This window comes from Wolbachia endosymbiont (group B) of Xanthorhoe designata, assembly GCF_964028585.1.
Lineage (GTDB): Bacteria > Pseudomonadota > Alphaproteobacteria > Rickettsiales > Anaplasmataceae > Wolbachia.
Genome location: NZ_OZ034794.1, coordinates 1,225,717 through 1,248,844, shown reverse-complemented (window position 1 = coordinate 1,248,844; position 23,128 = coordinate 1,225,717). Strand labels below are relative to the sequence as shown.

Annotated in this window: 21 protein-coding genes and 4 tRNA genes; 17 read left to right on the top strand and 8 right to left on the bottom strand. The window is 34.8% G+C overall.

Annotated elements, in window-relative coordinates; all coding sequences use genetic code 11:
- Positions 1-47 precede the first annotated feature (47 nt).
- On the top strand, positions 48-1,253 hold the full coding sequence (gene ispD / locus ABWU64_RS06190) for a 2-C-methyl-D-erythritol 4-phosphate cytidylyltransferase (RefSeq protein ID WP_353279533.1): 1,206 nt from the start codon (positions 48-50) through the stop codon (positions 1,251-1,253).
- 84 nt (positions 1,254-1,337) lie between these two features.
- Here the strand turns inward: ispD and ABWU64_RS06185 are convergent, their stop codons facing one another.
- From ABWU64_RS06185 to ABWU64_RS06175, 3 genes are all read right to left on the bottom strand, one after another.
- The gene (locus ABWU64_RS06185; protein ID WP_108784373.1) at positions 1,338-2,204 is read right to left on the bottom strand and encodes a ParB/RepB/Spo0J family partition protein; all 867 of its coding nucleotides are present in this window, start codon (positions 2,202-2,204) and stop codon (positions 1,338-1,340) included.
- Positions 2,201-3,043 (bottom strand): ParA family protein, encoded by an 843-nt coding sequence (locus ABWU64_RS06180; RefSeq protein ID WP_353279532.1) that lies wholly within the window; start codon positions 3,041-3,043, stop codon positions 2,201-2,203. The genes ABWU64_RS06185 and ABWU64_RS06180 overlap by 4 nt, the downstream gene beginning before the upstream one ends.
- Positions 3,044-3,129: 86 nt before the next feature.
- On the bottom strand, positions 3,130-5,610 hold the full coding sequence (locus ABWU64_RS06175; RefSeq protein WP_353279531.1) for a response regulator: 2,481 nt from the start codon (positions 5,608-5,610) through the stop codon (positions 3,130-3,132).
- 159 nt (positions 5,611-5,769) lie between these two features.
- On the opposite strand from ABWU64_RS06175, the gene hemF reads away from it, so the two are divergent.
- The 8 genes from hemF (at position 5,770) to sucD (ending at position 11,358) form a co-directional block, all read left to right on the top strand.
- Positions 5,770-6,594 carry an oxygen-dependent coproporphyrinogen oxidase gene (hemF, locus tag ABWU64_RS06170; RefSeq protein ID WP_015588132.1) on the top strand — a complete coding sequence of 275 codons (825 nt, stop codon included), beginning with the start codon at positions 5,770-5,772 and terminating at the stop codon, positions 6,592-6,594.
- Positions 6,595-6,676: 82 nt separating this feature from the next.
- Positions 6,677-7,819 (top strand): hypothetical protein, encoded by a 1,143-nt coding sequence (locus tag ABWU64_RS06165; RefSeq protein ID WP_353279530.1) that lies wholly within the window; start codon positions 6,677-6,679, stop codon positions 7,817-7,819.
- A 68-nt stretch (positions 7,820-7,887) separates the two neighbouring features.
- Positions 7,888-7,959, top strand: a tRNA-Glu gene (locus tag ABWU64_RS06160).
- 32 nt (positions 7,960-7,991) lie between these two features.
- Complete coding sequence (locus ABWU64_RS06155; RefSeq protein ID WP_015588133.1) at positions 7,992-8,687, top strand: 16S rRNA (uracil(1498)-N(3))-methyltransferase; 696 nt, start codon at positions 7,992-7,994, stop codon at positions 8,685-8,687.
- Positions 8,688-8,809: 122 nt separating this feature from the next.
- Positions 8,810-8,883 (top strand) — tRNA-Pro (locus ABWU64_RS06150).
- Positions 8,884-9,081: 198 nt separating this feature from the next.
- Positions 9,082-9,282, top strand: a complete 201-nt coding sequence (rpsU, locus tag ABWU64_RS06145; RefSeq protein WP_015588134.1) for a 30S ribosomal protein S21 — start codon at positions 9,082-9,084, stop codon at positions 9,280-9,282.
- A gap of 30 nt (positions 9,283-9,312) precedes the next feature.
- Complete coding sequence (sucC, locus tag ABWU64_RS06140; RefSeq protein WP_015588135.1) at positions 9,313-10,473, top strand: ADP-forming succinate--CoA ligase subunit beta; 1,161 nt, start codon at positions 9,313-9,315, stop codon at positions 10,471-10,473.
- A gap of 3 nt (positions 10,474-10,476) precedes the next feature.
- Positions 10,477-11,358 (top strand): succinate--CoA ligase subunit alpha, encoded by an 882-nt coding sequence (gene sucD / locus ABWU64_RS06135; RefSeq protein ID WP_341815637.1) that lies wholly within the window; start codon positions 10,477-10,479, stop codon positions 11,356-11,358.
- 6 nt (positions 11,359-11,364) lie between these two features.
- Here sucD and dapF read toward each other — a convergent pair whose 3' ends face one another.
- The gene (dapF, locus tag ABWU64_RS06130; RefSeq protein ID WP_341815638.1) at positions 11,365-12,159 is read right to left on the bottom strand and encodes a diaminopimelate epimerase; all 795 of its coding nucleotides are present in this window, start codon (positions 12,157-12,159) and stop codon (positions 11,365-11,367) included.
- 72 nt (positions 12,160-12,231) lie between these two features.
- Here dapF and ABWU64_RS06125 point away from each other — a divergent pair, with 72 nt between their 5' ends.
- Positions 12,232-13,377, top strand: coding sequence for a glycoside hydrolase family 5 protein (locus ABWU64_RS06125; RefSeq protein ID WP_353279529.1), 1,146 nt, complete (start codon positions 12,232-12,234; stop codon positions 13,375-13,377).
- Here ABWU64_RS06125 and ABWU64_RS06120 read toward each other — a convergent pair.
- Entirely contained in the window at positions 13,353-13,925 is a 573-nt protein-coding gene (locus tag ABWU64_RS06120) for a nitroreductase family protein (RefSeq protein ID WP_353279528.1), read from the bottom strand. The genes ABWU64_RS06125 and ABWU64_RS06120 overlap by 25 nt on opposite strands.
- A gap of 96 nt (positions 13,926-14,021) precedes the next feature.
- On the opposite strand from ABWU64_RS06120, the gene ABWU64_RS06115 reads away from it, so the two are divergent.
- The 6 genes from ABWU64_RS06115 (at position 14,022) to petA (ending at position 19,464) form a co-directional block, all read left to right on the top strand.
- Positions 14,022-14,549: a biotin transporter BioY gene (locus ABWU64_RS06115; protein WP_341815641.1), complete on the top strand. Its 528-nt coding sequence runs from the start codon at positions 14,022-14,024 to the stop codon at positions 14,547-14,549.
- Positions 14,546-14,944: a DUF1284 domain-containing protein gene (locus tag ABWU64_RS06110; protein WP_015588140.1), complete on the top strand. Its 399-nt coding sequence runs from the start codon at positions 14,546-14,548 to the stop codon at positions 14,942-14,944. Before ABWU64_RS06115 ends, ABWU64_RS06110 begins: the two co-directional genes overlap by 4 nt.
- A gap of 68 nt (positions 14,945-15,012) precedes the next feature.
- Positions 15,013-15,879, top strand: coding sequence for a tetratricopeptide repeat protein (locus ABWU64_RS06105; RefSeq protein WP_353279527.1), 867 nt, complete (start codon positions 15,013-15,015; stop codon positions 15,877-15,879).
- Between the two features lie 64 nt (positions 15,880-15,943).
- Positions 15,944-16,016 (top strand) — tRNA-Val (locus ABWU64_RS06100).
- Positions 16,017-16,067: 51 nt separating this feature from the next.
- Positions 16,068-18,770 (top strand): DNA topoisomerase (ATP-hydrolyzing) subunit A, encoded by a 2,703-nt coding sequence (gyrA, locus tag ABWU64_RS06095; RefSeq protein ID WP_353279526.1) that lies wholly within the window; start codon positions 16,068-16,070, stop codon positions 18,768-18,770.
- Positions 18,771-18,864: 94 nt separating this feature from the next.
- A complete protein-coding gene (gene petA, locus ABWU64_RS06090; protein ID WP_015588143.1) occupies positions 18,865-19,464 on the top strand; it encodes a ubiquinol-cytochrome c reductase iron-sulfur subunit in 600 nt (199 codons plus the stop codon).
- Positions 19,465-19,934: 470 nt separating this feature from the next.
- Here petA and ABWU64_RS06085 read toward each other — a convergent pair whose 3' ends face one another.
- The 3 genes from ABWU64_RS06085 to tldD form a co-directional block, all read right to left on the bottom strand.
- The gene (locus ABWU64_RS06085; protein WP_341815644.1) at positions 19,935-20,249 is read right to left on the bottom strand and encodes a hypothetical protein; all 315 of its coding nucleotides are present in this window, start codon (positions 20,247-20,249) and stop codon (positions 19,935-19,937) included.
- A 343-nt stretch (positions 20,250-20,592) separates the two neighbouring features.
- Positions 20,593-20,850 carry a transposase gene (locus ABWU64_RS06080; RefSeq protein WP_051063876.1) on the bottom strand — a complete coding sequence of 86 codons (258 nt, stop codon included), beginning with the start codon at positions 20,848-20,850 and terminating at the stop codon, positions 20,593-20,595.
- A gap of 647 nt (positions 20,851-21,497) precedes the next feature.
- Entirely contained in the window at positions 21,498-22,928 is a 1,431-nt protein-coding gene (tldD, locus tag ABWU64_RS06075) for a metalloprotease TldD (protein WP_353279525.1), read from the bottom strand.
- Positions 22,929-22,990: 62 nt separating this feature from the next.
- Between tldD and ABWU64_RS06070 the strand changes: the two genes are divergently transcribed.
- Positions 22,991-23,075 (top strand) — tRNA-Leu (locus ABWU64_RS06070).
- Positions 23,076-23,128 lie beyond the last annotated feature (53 nt).

Sequence of the window (23,128 nt, the reverse complement as noted above, 5' to 3'; positions counted from 1 at the left end):
AGATCAAACTTTTTTAAAATGCTAGATAACTTATATTAACACCGAAAATGGTAAGCATGCACACTAACAGACTTGAGGAATACAAGATAGCAGCATTAATAGTTGCAGCAGGAGTAGGCAGTAGATGCAATGCCAAAATCCCTAAACAGTATATAAAACTGGCAGGTAAGTCTGTTTTATTTCACACAATTAGAAAATTCTTAGCTAATCAGTACATAAGTTACATAAGAGTGGTAGTAAATGAAAGTCAAAAAGATTTCTATAAAGAAGTTGCGTCATCAACTATAGATACTAAATTGCTGAGTCCAGTATGTGGAGAAAAAAGCAGGCAGAGTTCAGTTAAACTTGGACTGGAGAGTTTGCAAAAGATCAATCCAGATTTTGTTATTATACATGATGCTTGTAGGCCTTTTGTATCAAATATTCTAATAAATAACTTGATTGAATCTATGATTAATGGTCAATATACAGGAGTAGTTCCAGCAATAGAAGTCGAGGATACTATATCGTTGGTGAGTAATAATTTCGTTGAATCTGCGATTTTAAGAGAAAAACTTAGAGCCATACAAACCCCTCAAATTTTTAATTTCAGAGAATTATTATCGTGCCATCAGTCAGTCAAAGAATTTACTGATGATTCATCACTAATGGTGGAGCATAAAAAACATGTTGCGATTATTGAAGGTGAGAAAAAGAATTTTAAGTTAACTACAAAAGAGGATATCAATATGGCAAAACTTCTCTTTGGAGAGCCAAAATTCCGTGTCGGAACCGGTTATGATATACATAAATTTGTTAAAATTCAAAATGATACTAAGAGCTTTATAAAAATTTGCGGTGTGGAAATTGAGCATAATATGGCAATAGAGGCACATTCCGATGGTGATGTTGCAATACATGCAATCGTTGATGCAATACTCGGAGCACTAGGATGTGGCGATATAGGAGAACATTTTCCTCCTAATTCCTCTAAATGGAAGGATTGCAATTCATCTCATTTTCTTGACTTTGCTGCTAAAAAAGCACAGGAAAAAGGATATAGCGTATCTAATTTAGATATTACTATAGTTTGTGAAGAGCCTAAAATATCGCCTTACAAAGCAGGAATGAAGGAATTCATATCAAAAATATTAAAAATTAATGGTGAATTCGTAAATATCAAAGCAACCACAGCGGAAAAATTAGGTTCTATTGGAAGAAATGAGGGAATAGCAACGTATGCTTCTGTGCTATTGTGTGCAAATTTTTATTGAAGGTAGAAACGAAATAACTTACTTGACAAACTCCACCATTTCACTTCCATTGCAAGGAAAGTGGGAAGGTTTGTCAAGAAATTTCTATGAGCTGCTTTCGACATTAATAGCTGATTCAAGTCTTCTATTCAAAATTTTCAATATAAAATCCAATTCATTTGAGTTGTTATAACGTATCATGACTTTACCCTTAGAATTACTGTCATTAATTTTGATCTTTAAACCAAGCTGAGAAGATATAGCTCCTTCTAATGCTGCCATATCTTGATTTTTAGTACACTTATGCTCTTTTCGGTCGTTATTTTGTTGTAAGTCTTTTATCAATTTTTCAGTTTGTCTAACGCTCAGGCTCTGAGAAACTATTCTTTCTGCAATACTTTCCGCATTTTCAACATTAATCAATGCTCTTGCATGACCCATAGACAATTTTTTCTCGTTGATCATTGTTTTTACTCCATTGGGGAGTGATAGCATTCGTATCATATTGGTTATGTGACTGCGGCTTTTACCTAAAGTTGAGGCTAATTCTTCGTGTGTATAGGAGAATTCATCTATTAGTTTTCTGTACGCCTCACCTTCTTCTATTGGATTAATATCTTGCCTCTGTATGTTTTCAATTATCGATACTTCTAAGCATTCCTTGTCATTTAAATCTTTTATGATAACCGGTACACTATCAAGATTTATGACCTTACTTGCTCGCCAACGACGTTCCCCTGCTACTATTTCGTAACCTTCATTATTTGGATCTTTGCGCACCACAACAGGTTGTATTATACCATTTTTCTCTATCGAACCTGCAAGTTCTTTTAATGACTCCTCATCAAAATATTTTCTCGGCTGAAATTTGCTCGGGTGTAGTAATGAAATAGGTAACCGATCTTCTTTATTATCATAATTATCGCCTATGAGGCCAGCAAGACCTCTACCTAAGCGCCTATTGTCCTTCATGCTGCACCCTCACTTATCAGCTTTTTCTCTTTACAGATGCTCATGTGTTTCTTTAAAATTTCTTTTGCCAAACTTATATATGCTTGTGCACCAGGACACTTAAGATCATATACAATAGCAGGTTTTCCATGAGAAGGTGCTTCTGATAGCCGTACATTACGTGGAATAATGGTCTCATACAAGGGGATAATAGTTTTATATACTTTATCATTTAAATATTGGCAAATATCATTTTTAATCTGCTCACTAAGTTTGTTGCGTCTGTCATACATTGTGAGCAATATTCCTTCTATTAACAGGAAAGGGTTTAGGTTATTTCTTTTTATCAGCTCTACAGTCTTAACTAAATGGCTTAATCCTTCCAGAGCGAAAAATTCACACTGAAGAGGAACAATAATCGAGTCAGCAGCGGTCAGAGCATTGATAGTAAGCAGACCAAGTGATGGAGGACAATCTATAATTATGTACTCATAATTATTACGTACTTTCTCTAGCGTATCTTTTAGTACGAATTTTCCCTGCTCAAGTTGTGATAGCTCAATTTCTGCAGCTGATAAGTCAACCACTGATGAAATCAGCGATAGATTTGGAATTTCCTTTATATTGAAAATTGCCGATTTCACCAATTCACTTTCGCTGCTCAGCAGTATTTTATATATATTTTTTTCTTCCCTGCTACGATAAGAAACCCCAAATCCTGTACTAGCATTTCCTTGAGGGTCAAGATCTACCAATAAAGTACTTTTTCCCACAGCAGCAAAGGCTGTTGATAAATTTATACTAGTTGTGGTTTTACCAACTCCACCCTTTTGATTTACTATTGCAATGATCTTGCTCACGCCTTTTATCTTATGTATAAAATAACTCTATTGTATATATGCAAGAAATTTTTGCATTAGAAAAATTTTTTTGTTGCCAATCATGCTCAAAGTAAACTGCCTTTTTTTGTCTTGTGTAACACACTTTGAACCTTATTTCCTAACTCATTCAGAGTAAATGGTTTGGGTAAAAAATGGAAGTCTTCTATATTGATTTCATCGCTCTTTAAAAAAGCATCCTCTGCATACCCAGAAATAAAAATAACTTTGATGTTTGGCCTATGTATCAATATTTCTTTAACTATTTCTGGACCACTCACCTCTGGCATGATTACATCAGTGATTATTAGATCTATGTGTTGATTTTTTTTTCCAATGATCTCTAGTGCCTCGCTGCCTATACTCGCTTCTATTACATTAAATCCTTTTCTTGTAAGAGCCTTAGCAGTAAATTCCCTTACTGAATCTTCATCTTCAATTAATAAAATTATACCATTACCTTTAATCTCTACCGGTTTCTCTATTTCTTTACTATCTTCCTCTTTATCATTTTCATCCGATATGTAAACTATGGGCAAAAATATGCTAAATTTAGTTCCATGATTTACTTTGCTAGCAACATAGATGTATCCTTCGGTTTGTTTAATAATGCCATATACAGTAGAGAGGCCAAGACCTGTACCAGAAGTAATATCTTTGGTAGAAAAAAATGGATCAAATGCCTTTTCAATTATATCACTCGTCATTCCACATCCAGTATCAATCACTTCAATCACAACATAATTTCCATGTTCAATCGTTTCCTTATCTGGAGAAAACATATCCTGAGGTGTAGAATTTAATGAATCAACCTTTTGATTAAAGGTTCGTATAGTTAACTCTCCCCCCTTTTCCATAGCAGCACCAGCATTAACTGCTAAGTTAAGCATAACTTGCTCTAATTGTCCTTGGTCAGCCCTAACAGCACCCAAATCGCTACCATAATAAATATTAAATTTTATATTTTCACCTATTAATCTTTTGATCATTTCATAAAGATTAGCTATCGTACCATTTACATTAATAATCTTTGGCTGCAAAGTCTGTCTTCTTGAAAAAGCAAGCAGTTGTCTTACTAAATTTGACCCACGTTTTGCATTTTGCTGTATCTGTATTATATCTCCAAAAGATGGATCGCTAGCTGAGTGCTGGAGTAAAAGCAAATCACAAAATCCTATTATTCCGGTTAATATATTATTGAAATCATGTGCAATACCACCTGCTAACTGCCCTATAGCTTGCACCTTTTGATAATGCTCAAGTTTTATCTCTAGTTTTTTACGTTCAGTATTATCAATAAAATAACAAAGTATGAACATCACTTTATTATGAAGAAATTTATTAAAATATATTTTCATGTTATTACCGCCATTGAGCTGCACATCAAAGGACGCATTATTTATCCTATTACTTGAAAAATATTCACGCACTTTCATATGATAACCATCTGATATCAATGCAAAGATAGAACCATTATTTGACCCCGCAAGTTTTACTAATGCTATATTTTTCTTTATAAAATTGCCATTTATGTCGCATTGTGCAATAGCAATTGACGAATTTGTAAAACAAGGGTGTAGTTGATAATCAACAATATTTGATTCAGTTGGTGTTATAAAGCCGTGTATATAGCTATGATTGTATTTATCACAAAATATAGCAGTGCTCATATAAGCCTTAAATGGAGCACCGCTTATAGTAAAAAACATAATTTCATTTTTGGTTATTGTATCGTCATACTTAGATTGAGATATAAAATCATTGATTGAGCTACCTTTTTCCAATTTTTTTAGTTCAAACATGTCTAAAAATCTTTTATTTACAGATAAGATACCTCCTTTTGTATTTGCAACGTAAGTTGCTATATTGTGTTTCTCTATCAACTCTTCATATACCTGCTCTTTGTTTACCTGTGTTGCCTTTAGTACAAAATACCCATTCGGTCTTGCTATTGGGGCTAATGATAAATTTAAAGTCTTATTACTATTTATAGCAATTTGTGGATTATCCGGTATTGGTTCAGAGAGCAAAAGAAAGTTAGATATTCTACTCTTCTTGTTTAAGGAAATGCATACTTTTACAGAAGTGTTATTTCTTAATGCATGATAGAGTGATTTTCTGTCTTTTTCTGAAACATCTCCTGCTTCAAGAATTTTATCTAGCGTAACATCATCGTTTATGTGATCTTTAAACCTTTCGTAGAACCTCGCATCAGCATAAATAATACCCTCATCTTTATGTAAAATGAGACAAAACTCTGTATTATGATTCAGCGCATTTGCAAATATTGCATTTTGAAACTCTATGATATTAAGTAGATACTTGTAACGTTTTATATTGTATACCACGAAGAGAGTCATTAGAGTACTAGTTAATAAATTAATCTCTATATTAATATGCTGACTATATACATTAGAAAAATAGAGTACTGATATTGCTATTGGAGGTAAGAACATAATGACTGCCATCACAATAATTGACATCCCATAATTTCTTAGTATGAAGTCAACTCTGTTCTCTTTTTTGTTATCTATGTATCTTTTACTCATTATTATTGCTTGGCATCCTTGCACATATAAAAATATTCTACTATATTGATTTAATTATTATAGATTTATTAACATCCTTGATGGGTAGTTACTATCCCAATCTAATTAAGTCCTGTAAATATAGAGTACAATAATATTAATAAGCCAACAGAAGGCATTATGGAAAAACAAAAGACACAAGCATTTGAATGGTTCTGCGCACTGAGAAACAAGATCACCGAATCTTTCTTATCAATTGAGGTGCAGTCATTCACAGAACCAAAAATCGAAAAAAGAAAGTGGAACCGACCAGGTGGAGGAAGTGGTGAATCTACAATTATCTTTAGTAATATTTTTGAAAAAGTTGGAGTAAACGTTTCAAGAGTATACGGAAAGCTCGCAGACTCAGCCATTAATGAAATTCCTGGTGCAAGTGAAAGCAATGGAGAGTTTTGGGCAAGCGGTATATCTTTAGTGTCTCACATGCAATCTCCCCTTATCCCTGCAGCGCATATGAACACAAGGCTGATATATACCTCAAAACAATGGTTTGGTGGAGGAATGGACTTTACTCCAATTTATAAAGATGAGGGAGATTGCAAATATATTCACGAATCAATTAAAGCAACTTGCGATGAGTTCAACATCGAATATTATCCGAAATTTAAAAAGCAATGTGATGATTACTTTTTTTTACAACATAGAAAAGAGCCACGTGGTATTGGTGGAATTTTTTATGACAATCTAACTTCTGGCAACTGGAAAAATGATTTTGAGTTCACAAAAGCAGTAGGTGAAGCCTTTTTAGAAATTTACTTACACATCATACACAAACATATGCAAAAATCTTGGACAAAAGAACAACGAGAAGAACAATTGATAAAACGTGGCAGATATGTGGAGTTCAATCTTCTTTATGATCGTGGTACAAGGTTTGGTTTAATGACTAATGGTAACCCCGATGCAATTATGATGTCGATGCCGCCTCTTGTTAAGTGGGTGTGAAAAGCGGTTATTAATATAAAATAAATCGTTATAGTTTAAAATTGTACCACAATGGTGAGCTTTTATATAGAGGGGTACAATCATGGGTATAGTAGATAGTTTTTTAATTAAATCCGCTAGAAATAGTAATAATATAAGAGGCGTGAGGCTAGCTTTAAATCTTCATAATATAGTAAACAGCTTTGAAAAACTCTTTTCTAGAATTAATCCTTTTAGGAACAAGGGGTCATTTGACTTGAATAATGATCAAACTTTAAATCGAGCTTTAGAGTATGCAGTAACAAATCTTGATCATAATGTAATGACGTTACTTATTAGTGCTGGAGCAAATATTAATGAAATAAATAATAGTATAGGAAATGTAATCCTTCAATACAAAATAGCATCAGAAGCTATGCAGTACGGAGATAAGGACAGTCTCAAAGATCGTAAAGAAAAATGTTGTTTAGTGCTTGGTGAGCTAATAAAAAAAGAAAGAAAAGAAATATTGGAGATTTTGAAACAAGCGGAAGGTTGTGACAAGCTTAAAGAGGAAGTAGAGCTAAAATTTAAGGCCAACTCACCTAAAAAACCTCCTAGAATTTTTGAGCATGATGATATTTTGCTTTTAAAAGAGCCCATTTATGCTGAGGTGTATGACGCTAAGGTTAGTAACTCATTAGAAGAGTTGAGCGTATCGGAAGAATCCATTTATGCTGAAGTATATGATTCACATAAAAGATCTACTGAAAATTTATCATTGAAAGATAGTGGTTATTCTAGTATATCAGGAGAACCTATTTATGAAGATGTAGATAATTTTTCAGAGCAAAAAAAGCCTGCTAGCTTAAATCATAAAGAACAGTCAGAACCTATTTATGCTAAAGTAGATTTATTCAAAAAGAGAGCAGAAAGGAAAATAAAGGATATAAAGGCTAATTCTGGAACTTATCATGGATTAGTGCAGGATAAAGTAAATAATTTGCAAATAAAACTAAATGAGCAAAGTGCTAATAAGCCAGCGAGTCAGCAAATCAAGACCAAGGCTGGCTTTAACGTAAAAGAAATAAGGCAAAATTTTGAGCGTAGAGATTCTGGATACGATTCTGGCTATGATTCAGATACAAAAGTTGAACAAAAATTAGAATTAGGATCTAAAGCTCCTAAATCTGAGATAGGTTCAGTAAGCATTGAACATGGGGTAATAGGAGACTGTCGATATAAAATCACTGATATATCACTCTAACTGTGTGATTCAAAATAATTGAATTGACTTTATATGTATAATCGATATAACTCAGTTAGATTCAAGTCGACTCTTTCGTCTAGTGGTTAGGACACCACCCTTTCACGGTGGTAACACGGGTTCAAATCCCGTAAGAGTCACTCAAACAGAATGCAAATAACTAAAGTTTTGAATGAAAAAAATTAGGCTTTATGTTGAAGAAGCTTTATCACAAAATGTAAGTTTGGCGCTTCATCCACGACAAAGTCACTATATTTACAATGTAATGCGGCTTAAGAAGCATGATAACATCTATCTTTTTAATGGAAAGGATGGAGAATGGTTAGGAGAAGTGGTGAATATATCAAGTAAATCGACAAAAATTATAATAAAAGAACGCACTAAACAACAACAACATGAAAAAAATCTATATTTGTATTGTGCTCTGGTAAAAAGCGGCGCCTTAAGCAACATAGTAAGACAAGCAACTGAAATGGGAGTAACCTGCATTCAATTTATTTCAACAGAACGTACAGTAGTAAAAAACATTAACCTAAGTAGAGCGAAATTACAGGCAATTGAAGCTGCGGAACAATCCGGTAGGACAAGTATACCACAGATTTTTCTTCCTATTAATTTTTGTGAATTATCCGATTCCCAGAATAAAAATTTTGTTTTGTGTGATGAAACAGGTGAAGGACAACCTCCTAATAAAGTTCTAAAAGGCAAGAAAAACGTTGCTATTATTGTTGGCCCCGAAGGTGGTTTTTCATCTTACGAACTTGATTCTGCCAATAAATTTTGTCAGAAACTGAGTCTAGGAAAAAGAATTTTGAGAGTTGATACTGCTGTAGTTGCTGCATTAACCTTCACCAATTGGTATAGCTAGATTTTTTAATATGGCTAGTGCAACTTGACACTCTATATAAAGAAATCTGCATTATATTTTTTCTAAAAGAAATAAATGAAACTTGCATTTTTCCGAACTATCGATACTCTTAGTAAAGAAGTCGGGGCGTAGCGCAGCCTGGTAGCGCATTTGGTTTGGGACCAAAGGGTCGGGAGTTCAAATCTCTCCGCCCCGAGATTAGAAAAATTACGAGAGCACTGTAACCTAAGAGCAATTTTTATCAGCAAGTAAATGATTGACAGCAGAATGAAGCTTTTTTCATATAAATCACTGCATATCATATTCTATCGCTCAAGTTTATAAAATAATTGACAATGTTAATTTTCTAATTTATAAATGGATTTTGAAGTGATTACCGAAGGAGGTATAGAGTTTGATTGAAGTATCAGTCCATTATGGTGATGTAGATAGAGCTCTTCCAGTGTTGAAAAAAATAATTCAAAAGGAAGGAAGAGGGCTAAAAATGAAAAAAAAATATCACGAAAAGAAATCAGAGAAAACAGCTAAAAAAAAAGCTGAAGCAAGGAAAAAGAGGTATCAGCAAGAATGCAGAAGACAGCGTTATGGTTGGTAGTTTTTACTAAGGTTAATAATTAGTTATCTTATGAATATTCACGAATATCAAGCAAAGGAAATTTTACACAAGTTTAATGTCCCGGTACCAAAGGGTTTTGTTGCTACATCTGCAGAAGGAGTAGAAACTCAAATAAATCAACTAAAATCTGACGTGTTTGTGGTTAAAGCTCAGATTCATGCAGGTGGTAGGGGTAAGGCTGGTGGCGTAAAGCTAGCAAAGTCAACTAAAGAAGCTCAACAACTTGTAAAGGACATGCTTGGCATAACTTTAGTTACTCATCAAACAGGGCCAAGCGGACAGCAGGTAAAGAGAGTATACATTGAAGAAGGTTCAAGCATTAAAAAAGAGTACTATTTGAGTCTAGTAGTCGATCCAAAGCTTAGCAGGCTAGTATTTATATTTTCTTCAGAAGGTGGAATGGATATCGAAGAAGTGGCAAAAAACTCTCCTACAAAGATTGTGAATTTTAATATTGACCCTGCTACTGGTTTTACAAGTCTTGATAACAATAAGCTTTGCAATAGCTTTAATCTGAGTTCAGAACAAATAGGAAAGGTAACGAATATTGCAAAAAATATATATGATGCGTTTATTACAACTGATGCGAGCCAGATAGAAATTAATCCACTAGTTGAAACGAATGCTGGAGATTTTATTGCACTTGATGCTAAAATTAATTTTGATGACAATGCTCTATACCGTCATTCAGAAATCGTGAGCCTACGTGATTACGATGAAGAAGTCAAAGAAGAAATAGAAGCTTCAAAGCATGGTCTCAGTTATATAAAAATGGATGGCAATATTGGTTGCATGGTGAACGGTGCAGGTCTTGCTATGGCAACAATGGATATAATAAAGTACTATGGAGCAGAGCCTGCTAACTTTCTAGATGTTGGTGGTGGAGCAAGTAAGGAAACTGTCACTGAAGCATTTAAAATTATATTATCTGATAGTAATGTACAAGGAATTTTGGTTAATATATTTGGTGGTATAATGCGTTGTGATATCATTGCGAATGGAATAGTTGAAGCTGCAAAAGAAATAGATATTAAGGTCCCTTTAGTGGTTAGATTATCAGGCACTAACTTCAAAGAAGGAAAAAGAATTTTAGAAGAGTCAGGGCTAAGTATTATTGCTGCAGACGAACTTGACGAGGCTGCACAGAAAATAGTACAAGAGGTGAAGTAGAGTATGTCTGTTTTAGTAAATAAAGATACAAGATTAATATGCCAGGGCTTTACTGGTGCACAAGGTACATTTCATTCAGAACAAGCAATTAGCTATGGAACCAAAATGGTTGGCGGTGTAACTCCTAGCAAGGGTGGAAGCACTCACCTTAATTTACCGATTTTTAATACCGTAGCAGAAGCTAAAGAAAAAACTGACGTGAATGCTACTGTGATATATGTACCTGCTAAATTTGCAGCTGATGCAATACTTGAGGCAATAGATGCAGAGATAGAATTAATAGTTTGCATCACAGAGGGCATTCCTATACTTGACATGGTAAAGGTAAAGCACGCTCTCGCTGGTTCAAACAGTCGATTGATTGGCCCAAACTGTCCAGGGGTTATTACACCCGAAGAATGCAAAATAGGAATTATGCCAGGACATATTCACAAACGTGGACATATAGGAATTATGTCTCGCTCTGGAACTTTAACTTATGAAGCGGTAGCACAAACAACCGCTGTTGGTCTTGGTCAGTCAACATGTATAGGAATTGGAGGGGATCCTGTTCATGGTATGACGTTTGTTGATTGTATGGAGTTGTTTTTAAAAGATGATGACACTCATGGTATTGTAGTTATTGGTGAAATAGGTGGAAACGAAGAAGAGGATGTATCACATTTTGTGAAAACAGAAAAAACTAAAAAGCCAATCGTTGGTTTTGTAGCAGGTCAAACAGCACCTCCAGGAAGACGTATGGGGCACGCTGGGGCTATTATCTCCTCTAGTGGCGGAAGTGCTGGTGCAAAGTTAGAGGTTATGCGCAGTGCTGGGATTGCGATTGCAGAAACCCCTGCTGTGATTGGTAAAAAGGTGTTAGAAGTAATGAGTGTCAGTGCCTAGCCTAGGTCATAAAAACCCTATATCCCCAGTCATCAGTATATTTTTTGACCACTCAATCAGTAACTGACCTCCTGGTAAATGTACTGAAGTTTGTTTAGTAGCCAAACACTTACGAAGTATAGATGCAACAAATGCTGCACAAGCCGCACTACCACATGAAGCAGTAATACCTGTTCCTCTTTCCCAAACTCTTAAGTTTATTTCTCCAGATTTTTCTATTTGTGCAATACTAACATTTGTTTTCTGAGGAAATAATTCGTGATTTTCTAGCTTTGGTCCTAAATTCTGCAATGGTATTTCGCTTATGTTATCAACAAAAAAAACTATATGAGGGTTACCAATATTTACTGCAACTGGCTCTTTCAGCATTTCAAGCTCTATAGGTAGATAAAGGGGATCGCATTCACAAGAAAGAGGAATTTCATTCCATTTAAGCAGTGGTTTACCCATATTGACCTTTATTGATTTATCACCTACTTTAAAACATTCTAAGATACGATTATTTATCAGCTCAATAGTGATATATTCAGTACCTTTTTCTAACATTATCAAATACCCAACACAGCGTGCTGCGTTTCCACACATTTCAGCTCGACTACCGTCAGCATTGTAGATATGCATAAAGCAGTTTGCAGCATTAGACATTGTTATAATTATCACTTGATCACAACTGCTTTGATCAGCAATTTGTCTATAATTCCAGTCTAAATTATTTGCTGAACGTGAGTCTATGATAACAAAACTATTGCCAGTACCGTGCATCTTTACAAACGGGATCTTGTCTGTTAGGTTACTTACCATTATAGCAAAATTATATAAGTGAAAATTTTTCTTCTAATTACAGCTGTTTTGTATTCTATAGTTTTCTGTAATGTGAGTGCTAAGTCAATACCGGAGAACAGCAAAATGCTCTTTTGGCAAACTGGAGTTAGAAAGGGGGCAAATGTTTTCAATAGAAAAGTTGATAGTGACTTAATCAAAGCAGCAAAGGAATACAAAATTGGTTTTATTCGTCTTGCTCCTGACAAATTTGAAACTACGCAACGTGACTTCCTCTTAGGCAATGCAGACAATTATCCGGGCCTGATTTCCAAAGACCTGAAAGTTCTGAAAGATATTTTAGATGCTTTTCATCAACAAAAAATACCAGTAGTATTAACGATGCTTAGCTTACCTGGATCTAGATGGAAGCAAAATAATAACGATAAAGATGATTTACGTTTATGGTCAGATCAAGCTTTTCAAAAACAAGCAGCAAAATTTTGGCAAGATCTTGCGAAAGAGCTTAAAGATCATCCTGCTATTGTTGGATATAATATCTTAAATGAACCACATCCAGAAAGGCTTTATAATACTGCAGATTCGGCTATTTATAACGTAGAACAAAGCAAAGTTCAGAAGAATCTATTTGGCTTTTATAGCAGCGTGGTAAACAGTGTCCGCCAAGTTGACTCAGAGACCCCAATAATACTTGATAGCAGCAGTTATGCTGACTCTAATACTTTTAACAAATTTGAACCAGTTAGTGATAAAAATGTTCTTTATTCATTTCATATATATGAGCCCTTTACTTATACAAACTTAAAATTAAACCAAGGTAACTTTGCCTACCCTGGACATGTTCAATCTTTTGATGCAAAAAAAGTAGAGTATTGGAATAAAGATAAGTTAAAATCATATATAGAACCTGTAAAAATTTTCCAAAAGAGGTATAATATACCAGATTATAAGATCCTTGCTGGAGAGTTTGGCGGGCACCGCTACTCAAAAGGATTAGAGCACTATTTTCGAGATCTTACTTCTATTTTTAATGAATATAATTGGCATTTTGCTGTTTATGGCTTTCGAGAAGATATATGGGATGGTATGGACTATGAACTTGGAAATAAGAAATTATCGTGGAAAGATTGGCAAGCAATTGAAGAGGGTAGGATGAAAAAAAATTATTTGCCAAATAATTCGATTTTTAAGATATTAAGAGAAGAATGGTCAAGTCAGCTCGCTGGCCATTCTTCATAAAAGAATATTTCTTTTATTGATCTTCTTTGTTTTTCTTTGACTTCAGCACCCTCTTTTTCGTAACCAACTGCTATCACTGACATTACATTAAAATCATCAGGTATATTGAATCTCTTAACTATTTTATCTCTATCAAATCCACCCATTTGATGAGCCATTAAGTTCATAGCTGCAGCCTGCAGCATAAGTGCATAATTTGCTGCACCAGTATCATGCTTAGCCCAAAAATTTTCTCCTTTACCTTGTTTGCGGAAGTTCTTAGCGCTTAGAGATATAATTAGTATTTGTGCATCTTTTGCCCACTTTTGATTAGATTCATCAAGGCAATCGAGCAATTTTTTCCATGCGCTTTGATTGTTCTGTTTGTTGCATATCACATATCGCCAAGGTTCATCACCAAAACACGAGGGTGTTAGCCTTACAGCTTCTATTAAAATATCCATTTCTTTCTGAGATATTGCTCTTGTATTATCGTATGAACGTCCGCTGTGTCTTGCTTTCATCAACGATAATAGATCTTGTTTACTCATCATTTTTAAATAGCGCATAAATAATTCATTGTAGCGCAATATAAGCAAAATTTAAATTGCAAAACTTCTTATACACATATATTACATTTAGTAAGTTATTTTTATTGGGAAGATATGTTTATAACACAATCAAGCAGTAGGTCAACACTGGCTGAAATATTGTCTTGCGTTTTACTTTTATTCTTGATGGCTCAAATAAGCATACCATTGCAGCCTGTGCCTATCACATTGCAAACTTTAGGATTAATGCTTGTTGGGCTTAAATTTAACCGCAGAACAGCATTCTATTCTGTGCTTACATATCTATCACTTGGTGCAGCAGGATTTTCTGTTTTTGCGAATTTTTCTGGTGGTCATCACATTTTTCTCGGGCCAACAGGTGGATATTTGATTGGCTGTTTAGTTGCTGTTGTAGTAATGAGCAGAGTAAATGAATTACTGAACTCTAAATATCAATCATTTATGTGTAATTCTTTAAGTTGTCTGGCGGGTACAGTCGTAATCTTTATTTGTGGTATTAGTTGGCTTACTATTTACGTAGGTCTGAAACAAGCAATAATGGTAGGTGTTTTACCATTCATCCTTCCTGGTTTGGTAAAAATTTTTCTACTTGTAGCAGCTTTGCAGTATTTGAAAAAGTGATAAGGTTTCGTCCTCATCATTTTATGTGCACTCTTGCATTTCAAGGGTATGGATATTCTCAGAGCTTTGTAGAAAATTATGAAAAGATAGCAAGTAAAGTAATTAGTGATCCTAATACTAAAATCGAAGTAGTTGATAATCTTGACACTATTTGTAGTGTTTGCCCAAACCAGACTAAACAAGGTAAATGTACCACACAAGCTAAAGTTTTAGAGCTAGATAGAAGGCATATGGAAATTTTAGGAATAAAAATTGGCGAGATTTTGACCTGGAGTGAAGCAGTAAAAAGAATTAGAAAGAAAATGTCTTTAGAGAAATTTGACTACGCATGTGAGGAGTGTAATTGGCAACCATATGGAATGTGTAGAAGTGCTCTTTTAACTCATTCTAAATAGTATCTGCCAATTAATAATATCTTTATTATTATATTAGATAAGTAATTTAGCATTTATGAATTTGTAATGTGTTACGTATAGTTCAAAGAAATAAGATTTACTGGTTACGCGCTGCAGCCAATGCCACAACACTAGGATCTATGTTTGTCTGCATGTTAATTTGCGTTGTGATTTTATGGAGGTCTTCTGTTACCTATGCTAGTGAAAATTTGGAGATACAGAAGGTCTTTGATAGTGTTGTCAAGCATATAAAAGCTGATAAAAAATATAAAGATCTTGATGTTATCGAGAGAAAAAGTGACAAATTTAATATCAAAATTTCGCAGAATTCTGGCAAGAATTTTGACATATACTCTATTTTAAAAAAAGCAAAAGATTCCTTTGAGTTAGGAGATAGTGAAACAGCTACTTCTCTCCTCAATCAGATTATCGCAAAATTTCCTTATCATGAAAGTGCTTTAATTGGACTAGGGAATATCTATTACGCTAACAAAGAATTTAAAAAAGCTGTAGAGATTTACATAAGACTGTTAAAAGAATATCCTAGCAACCCTTATGTATTAAAGAATTTTCTGACGATAATCTCACAATATGATCCTAATTTAGCATTGAGTGAAATGTTGAAATTGTATGATACACTCAGAAATAGCGCCCCTTTATCAGCAAATTTAGGTTTGATCTATATGAAAAAGGGGGATTACGTAAAAGCTAAAAAATATATGAAAGCAGCAATTTCTTTAGATCAAAACAATATTTTTTATACCTATAATTTAGCTGTTATTCTAGATAAGCTCTCAGATTTTAAAAATGCCACAGCATGTTATTCAAAGTTGTTGAACATGTCAAAAAATGCAAGTGAAAGAATACCTTTATACAAGGTAGCAGCAAGACTAAAATTTATACAACTCCATAGTGTGCACCCAGCGATTCCATAAGAGTTGCTTGTATCGCTATTTTTGTTTACAACAACAACATTGAACTATAGAATTATATCTAGAGGGGCAATTAGCTCAGCTGGTAGAGCATCTCGTTTACACCGAGGAGGTCGGCAGTTCAAGTCTGTCATTGCCCATTAGCCTAGTTGAATATTAATATTACAATTATTTCAATCAAAGTATAGAAAATGCAAGACAACATAGTACCAGTTTCAATAGTGAAAGAGCTAGAGGATTCTTATCTCTCCTATGCAATGAGTGTGATCATAAGTCGAGCTATACCTGATGTGCGAGATGGATTTAAACCTGTTCATAGGCGCATATTATACGCAATGTCGAGGGCTGGGTTCGATGCCGGTAAACCGTATAAAAAAGCAGCTCGTATAGTCGGGGATGTAATGGGAAAATATCACCCACATGGTGACATGGCTATCTATGACTCCTTGGTCAGGATGGCTCAAGATTTTTCTCTTCTTTTACCACTTATTGATGGGCAAGGTAACTTTGGTTCGATAGATGGAGATCCGCCAGCTTCAATGCGATATACAGAAGCAAGGCTCCACAGAGTGTCGCATTTTTTACTAAATGATATTGACGAAGATACAGTTGATTTTAGGCCAAACTATGATGGAAATGAAACAGAGCCTGTTGTACTGCCTGCAGAATTTCCGAATCTATTGGTAAATGGTGCAAGCGGTGTTGCAGTTGGTATGGCAACCAATATTCCTTCTCACAACCTTGGAGAAATAATAGATGCTTGTATGTTATATATAGATAATCCTGAAGTTACTTTGGATGAGTTACTTGAAGTGATGCCAGGACCGGATTTCCCAACTGGGGGAACGATTCTTGGAAGGTCTGGAATAAGATCAGCATTTGCAACGGGTCGTGGATCAATTGTTGTGCAAGGCAAGACTCACATGGAAGACCTGCCACAAGATAGGCAAGCAATAGTGATTGATGAAATACCTTACCAGGTAAATAAAGTAAAATTAATTGAGAAGATAGGTGAGCTTGTAAAAGAAAAAAGAATTGATGGCATAACAGAAATTAGGGATGAATCTGATAAGTCTGGTATTAGGGTAGTAATTGACCTCAGAAGAAATGCTGAAGCAAGTTTTATACTTAATCAAATATTGGGACTAACTCCACTAAGAAGTAGTTTTAGTGTTAACACTTTAGTCCTCAACAACAACAGGCCTGCTTTGATGTCGTTGAAAGAAATTATAGCTGCTTTTATTGATTTTAGAAAAGAAGTATTAATCAGGAGAACAGAGTTTCGTCTAAGAAAAACGAGGGAAAAAGCTCATATATATATAGGGCTCTACATTGCGGTCTTGAGCATAGATGAAGTGATAAAAATCATCCGTGGTGCAAAAGATCCTGCGGAAGCAAGTAGAGAACTTTTAAATAAAGAATGGAAAACTTCAGCTGAGATAAGCACAATTATTAGATTAATCTCAGACAGCACGAGCTTTTTGAAAGACGGAGTGTATAGATTAACTGAGCTGCAAACGAAAGCTATTCTTGACATGAAATTGCAACGTTTAACAGGCCTTGAAAAAGACAAATTAGAAGCTGAGCTAAGTTCAATGATTAACCTGATAAAAGAATATATCGCTTTTCTTGGCTCAGTAGAGAAGTTGATGAAAGAAATAAAAAACAATCTACAAGAAATAAAGAACAGATTTACTGTGCCGCGAAAAACTTCAATAGAAGAATCAGATATGGACATCGAAGCTGAAGATCTAATTCCACAAGAGGATATGGTAGTGACCGTAACTATGAATGGTTACATCAAACGTGTGAAACTCTCTCATTATAAAACCCAGCATCGTGGTGGAAAGGGAAAGCTAGGACAGGGATTAAAAGAGGAGGACGTAATTACAAAATTATTTGTTGGAAATACCCACACTAGTCTTTTATTCTTTTCTAATACTGGTCGAGTTTACAGATTAAAGGTTTATAAACTGCCTCTTGCAGAACCAACTGCACGTGGAAGAGCGCTTGTTAATATATTTCCGCTTAGTGATGGTGAAACAATAACTAACATTATGCCGCTTCCAAGTGAGAATGACGAAAATCAAAATATAGTTTTTGTTACTGCTCATGGGAACATAAGGCGTAACTCTTTAGCGGATTTTCACTATATTCCAAGCAATGGAAAAATAGCAATAAAGCTCGACGAAGGGGATAAGTTAATATCAGTTAAAGTATGTAGCGAAATTGATCATGTTCTACTTTCAACAACACTTGGAAAAAGCATCAGATTTGTTGTAAGCGATGTGCGTCAATTTAAGAGTCGTAATTCAGATGGCGTAAGAGGTATCAAACTTGCAAAAAATGACAGTGTGATATCCATGACCATACTAAACGGCATAGGTATTGCAACAGAAACAAAAGAGCTTTACTTAAGAGTTCCGCTTGCAAAAAGGATGGAAGCTGTAACCAACAACTCAATTGATTCTAAATTGGAAAAAACTTTGAATGATTTAGGAATAGATAACAAACTGTTCTTAAAACTTGCAATGAATGAGGAGTTCATATTAGCTATTACTGAAAATGGCTTTGGTAAAAGAACTTCTGCGTACGAGTATAGGGTAACAAATAGAGGTGGTGTTGGTATTACAAATATCCTTACTACCGACAGAAACGGTAATGTTGTTGCTAGCTTTCCAGTTGAACAGGGTGATAATATCATGCTTATTACAGATAAAGGAAAGTTAATTCGTATTTCAGTAAATGATATCAGAATTGCAGGACGTAGCACTCAAGGAGTCACTCTGTTTAAAACAGAGAGTAGAGAAAAGGTAGTGTCAGTAGCGAAAATTGAGGATCCTGATTCCACTGAAGATAGTATTTCCGAAATTGAAAACTCTGTTTCTTCTTAACTGTATAGCAAAGGTTAAGCAAATAGTGCAAATTTCTATTGATTAATCTATAGTATTTAAATTAAAATATATGTCTATGTTCAAGTAGAGATTGATGGATAAGAAGTTAACTAAAAATAAAAAATCATTGACAAATGAGAAGAATAAAAAAACATCTCTTGTTAAAGATTTTGCCAAAAATAAGAGTAGAAGAGATTTTATCACATTAACTACGTGTGCCATGGCAGGTATAGGAGCTGCAAGCGGTCTTTGGCCATTGGTTAAGTCTATGAATCCTTCTGCTGAGGTTTTAGCGATTTCTACGGTTGAGGTTAATCTATCTGATATTCAAGAAGGACAAGGAAAAAAGGTAAAATGGCAAGGTAAGCCAGTATTTATCCGCAAGCGCACAAAACAAGAGATTGAGGCTGCAAGAGACATAGATGTAGAAAATTTGAGAGATCCTGAATCAGATGAAAAAAGAGTATACAAAGGGAAAGATGAATGGTTAATTATGATTGGAATATGCACCCATCTTGGATGTATACCAGTTGATCACGCTACAAAAGACGGCAACGGTTGGTTCTGCCCTTGTCACGGTTCATATTATGACACATCAGGCCGAGTGATTGGCGGTCCTGCACCAAAAAACATGGCTATACCTGACTACTTTTTTCCAAGTGAAAATATTGTAGTAATTGGCAAGAAGGCTTAACGGATTTTCATAATTAAAGTAATAAAAGTATATTGCATTTCAAGAAGCACACTGACTTCATAGGCAAAGCTCTTGAAGTCTATCAAGCTAATTTTATACTATGCACATATTCGGGTGATAATTAAGAAATTTGCCTGCCAAATCTTCAGAGTTGACAGCTAAATTTAAAACTTGTTCCTTTGCGTCAGAAAAATTCTGACTAACTTGCTTAAAATTATTTTCTAACTCTTCGAGGATGGAGCTGAAATTAAAAAAACTTTTCTGCATTTCATCAAGATTTTGAGTTATATAGCTTAATACATAAAGATAGAGACAAGAGGGGAAGAGATATGGTAAAGCAAGAAAAAGCTGAAAGTGAGGGAATAAATGGAGTCACCATATCAATATGAATTAAGGGAAAGAGTGATTTCAGTGGAATCGGGATGGCTTTGTTGCATCGCTTATCGGATAGTGGGTAAAGCATAATAAATTCATGAAACTACCTCAAACTTAGCCATGCCAATATCAGTAAATTTATTGAGTAAGTAACATTTTATTAGCAACTCTTTTTCTCGATTTACTTCAGATCTATTTCTAAAACTAAACCCAAATATTTGCTTTAATCTTGAAAAAAATCCTTCAATATATGACCTTTTTCCATAAACCGCTTCCTTCTTCCACTCTTTCACACCGTCTTTACCACATAATCTAATGGCAGCATTCCTTTCAGCCATATAATCCAATTTTGTATGCTCCGCTGCACGATTTTTCGGTAAAATTTTTGTCTTTATATCATATTTTTGCACAATGTATAAAGCTTGCGCCTATCATAGGGGCTCTGTCTGCATATAATGCTTTTATAGCATGCTGAAAGCTGAGCAAGTCGCAAGCACCATAATGGTCGGAGTAGGCACCATTGCTATATTGTGCAGCTATAGCTTTTTTACTATTTATACTCAATATTACGTGTAGCTTTCTTACCTGTTTATAACTGCGATACTTCGCTATTTTCCTTACTGTGACCAGGGGTATTATCTGATACTTGTACTGTCTATGGTAATTTCAATATCTTCCATATTGTTTTTGTCAACTCTGCAATCATTGATCTTAATATTGAGCTTTTTAAACCTTCTTGAAGCCTGCGAATAGCTAATGACTGCTAACTACTTGCTGCAAATATCCTTTTATAAACCCTACCGTTTGTCTTAAGCCAATTCTAAAGAGACTAGCGACTATATGCACTAAAATCACAACTTTATTACTATAAATATAATTTCCACCTCGCATTTTGGAGCTATTTTCGTACCAATTTTCTATTGCCTCATTAATAAAATGAAAAATATTTCCTCTTTCTTGCAGAAATCTGTTATATTCATGGCAGTTACTGACCTTCATTTTAGTTGGCATATTTTTCTTTCGTAGGTTAAATGCCTGTTTTATAGTGAATTTCGTCAGTAACTGCCAGTTCTTTTTATCTGAGCTATGCAACAAAGCCAATCGGGAGTCGCAATAGTAAAAGTGAAAGAAATCTTCAAAGTAGAACTATCCCCCAAAGCTGCACATGGACATAGAATATCCTTTATCAGGGATGGACGTAAACATTGAAGCTTCCCCTAGAGCTGGATATAGATATAAAGTCATTTATACCATTCCCTATATTCGAGAAAAATATCACATGCCAAGAACCTTGTCAAAATTATATAATCTATCTCTAGAGCAGGTTATTGAGAATGTCAATCCACATAAAAGAGCCAGGTATTCCTAACGCCACTAAACTCACAAATTCATTTGCTAGAGTTTATAAGTTCTTGTTTATAATAATTTTATTATATCGTAAAACGATCTATATCGGCCTATTTAAACAGTATTTTACTTTTCTTAAGGATTTCTTAAAGATCACCTATTGAATTCTATGATATTATTTTTTGTGAGATTGTTATACACGTTATGGCAAGGAAGGCAGAGAGATTTGTTAAGTAGTTTTTGCATCTATATGAGCTACTTGAATAATGGTTATAATATTTGTACAATTGTACAGCATGAGCTGAGTTCGCTTAGCCCTTATCTAAACATTCAGTTCCACCAACAGTTATTGCATCGACCTTGAGTGTTGGCTGACCAACTCCAACAGGCACATTTTGTCCGTTTTTTGAGCACGTACCAACACCAGGATCTAACTTTAGATCATTACCAATCATTGATACTTTTTTCAACACTGTTGGACCGTCACCAATGAGTGTTGCCCCTTTAACTGGCTGTATAATTTTACCATTTTCTATTAGATAAGCTTCCGAAGATGAGAAAACAAATTTTCCTGATGTTATATCAACCTGTCCACCACCAAAATTTACTGCATATAGACCTTTCTTTACACTAGATATTATTTCTTCTGGTGTATGTTTTCCTGGCAGCATATAGGTGTTTGTCATGCGTGGCATGGTAACTTCTTTGTAACTTTCTCTTCTACCATTACCAGTTGGGCTTACACCCATGAGTTTAGCGTTCATATGATCCTGCATGTATCCTTTGAGAATTCCATCTTCTATCAGCACATTATAGCCAGGTGAAGTACCCTCATCATCTATGCTAATAGAACCACACAAATTAGGTAGAGTTCCATCATCAACTACAGTAATGTTACTGGCTGCCACTTGTTTACCCATAGAATTTGAAAATGCCGAGATTCCTTTACGGTTAAAATCGCCCTCAAGTCCATGACCTACAGCTTCATGTAATAGTACTCCAGGCCAACCTGGACCTAGAACAACCGTCATTTCTCCAGCCGGAGCTGGAATTGCCTCAAGATTTACCAGCGCTTGCTCTAACGCTTGGTTTGCAACTTCTTTCCACTTCTTCTCAGAAACAAATTTACTATAAGAGTCTCTTCCACCGTGCCCTGCAGAACCTCTCTCAGCTCGGCCATTTTTCTCTGCGATGACTAGCACATTAAAACGTACCAAAGGCCTAATATCGCTTAACCTGTGATCATCTTTTATTATTTGTACAGCTTGCCATTCTCCATTTAGAGTTATTTTTACCTGCTTCACGCAGTTATTCTTCGACCTTACATACTCATTAATCTCATTGAGCAGTTTAATTTTTGAGTTCAGGTCCATTTCATTTATGGGATTAATCGTTGAATACAGGCTTTTTGCCTCCTCATTTAAGTTTACTGAATTTGTTTTGCTTAAAGATGCTGAACTTTTTACCATAGAAGCAGCTTTACTAATTTCTTTTTCGCTAATCTCAGAAGAGCAAACAAAAGACGTACTATCTTCACAAAAAGACCTTAGACCAAATCCTCTTCTGATATTTAAATCCATATGTTTTAATATATTATCATCAAAAATTAGGGATTCTGATTGGCAAAACTCTAAAAATAGCTCACCACCATCACTATTGCTCAAAGCGTTGTTGACTATTTTATATACATTATTAATATTAACATTGTTCTGAGCAAAAAATATTTGATCTAGATTTGGCATTACCTTTGAGCTAAAAACTATTTGAGTATATTATTTTATTTTAACATAGTAAATCACAAAAAGCCCGGGTGGCGGAATTGGTAGACGCGCTAGCTTCAGGTGCTAGTAATTTTTCAAGTTGTGGAAGTTCAAGTCTTCTCTCGGGCACTCTGTATTGATTTTCAAGTCAATTAATGTTATGATATAATATGAATTTACTG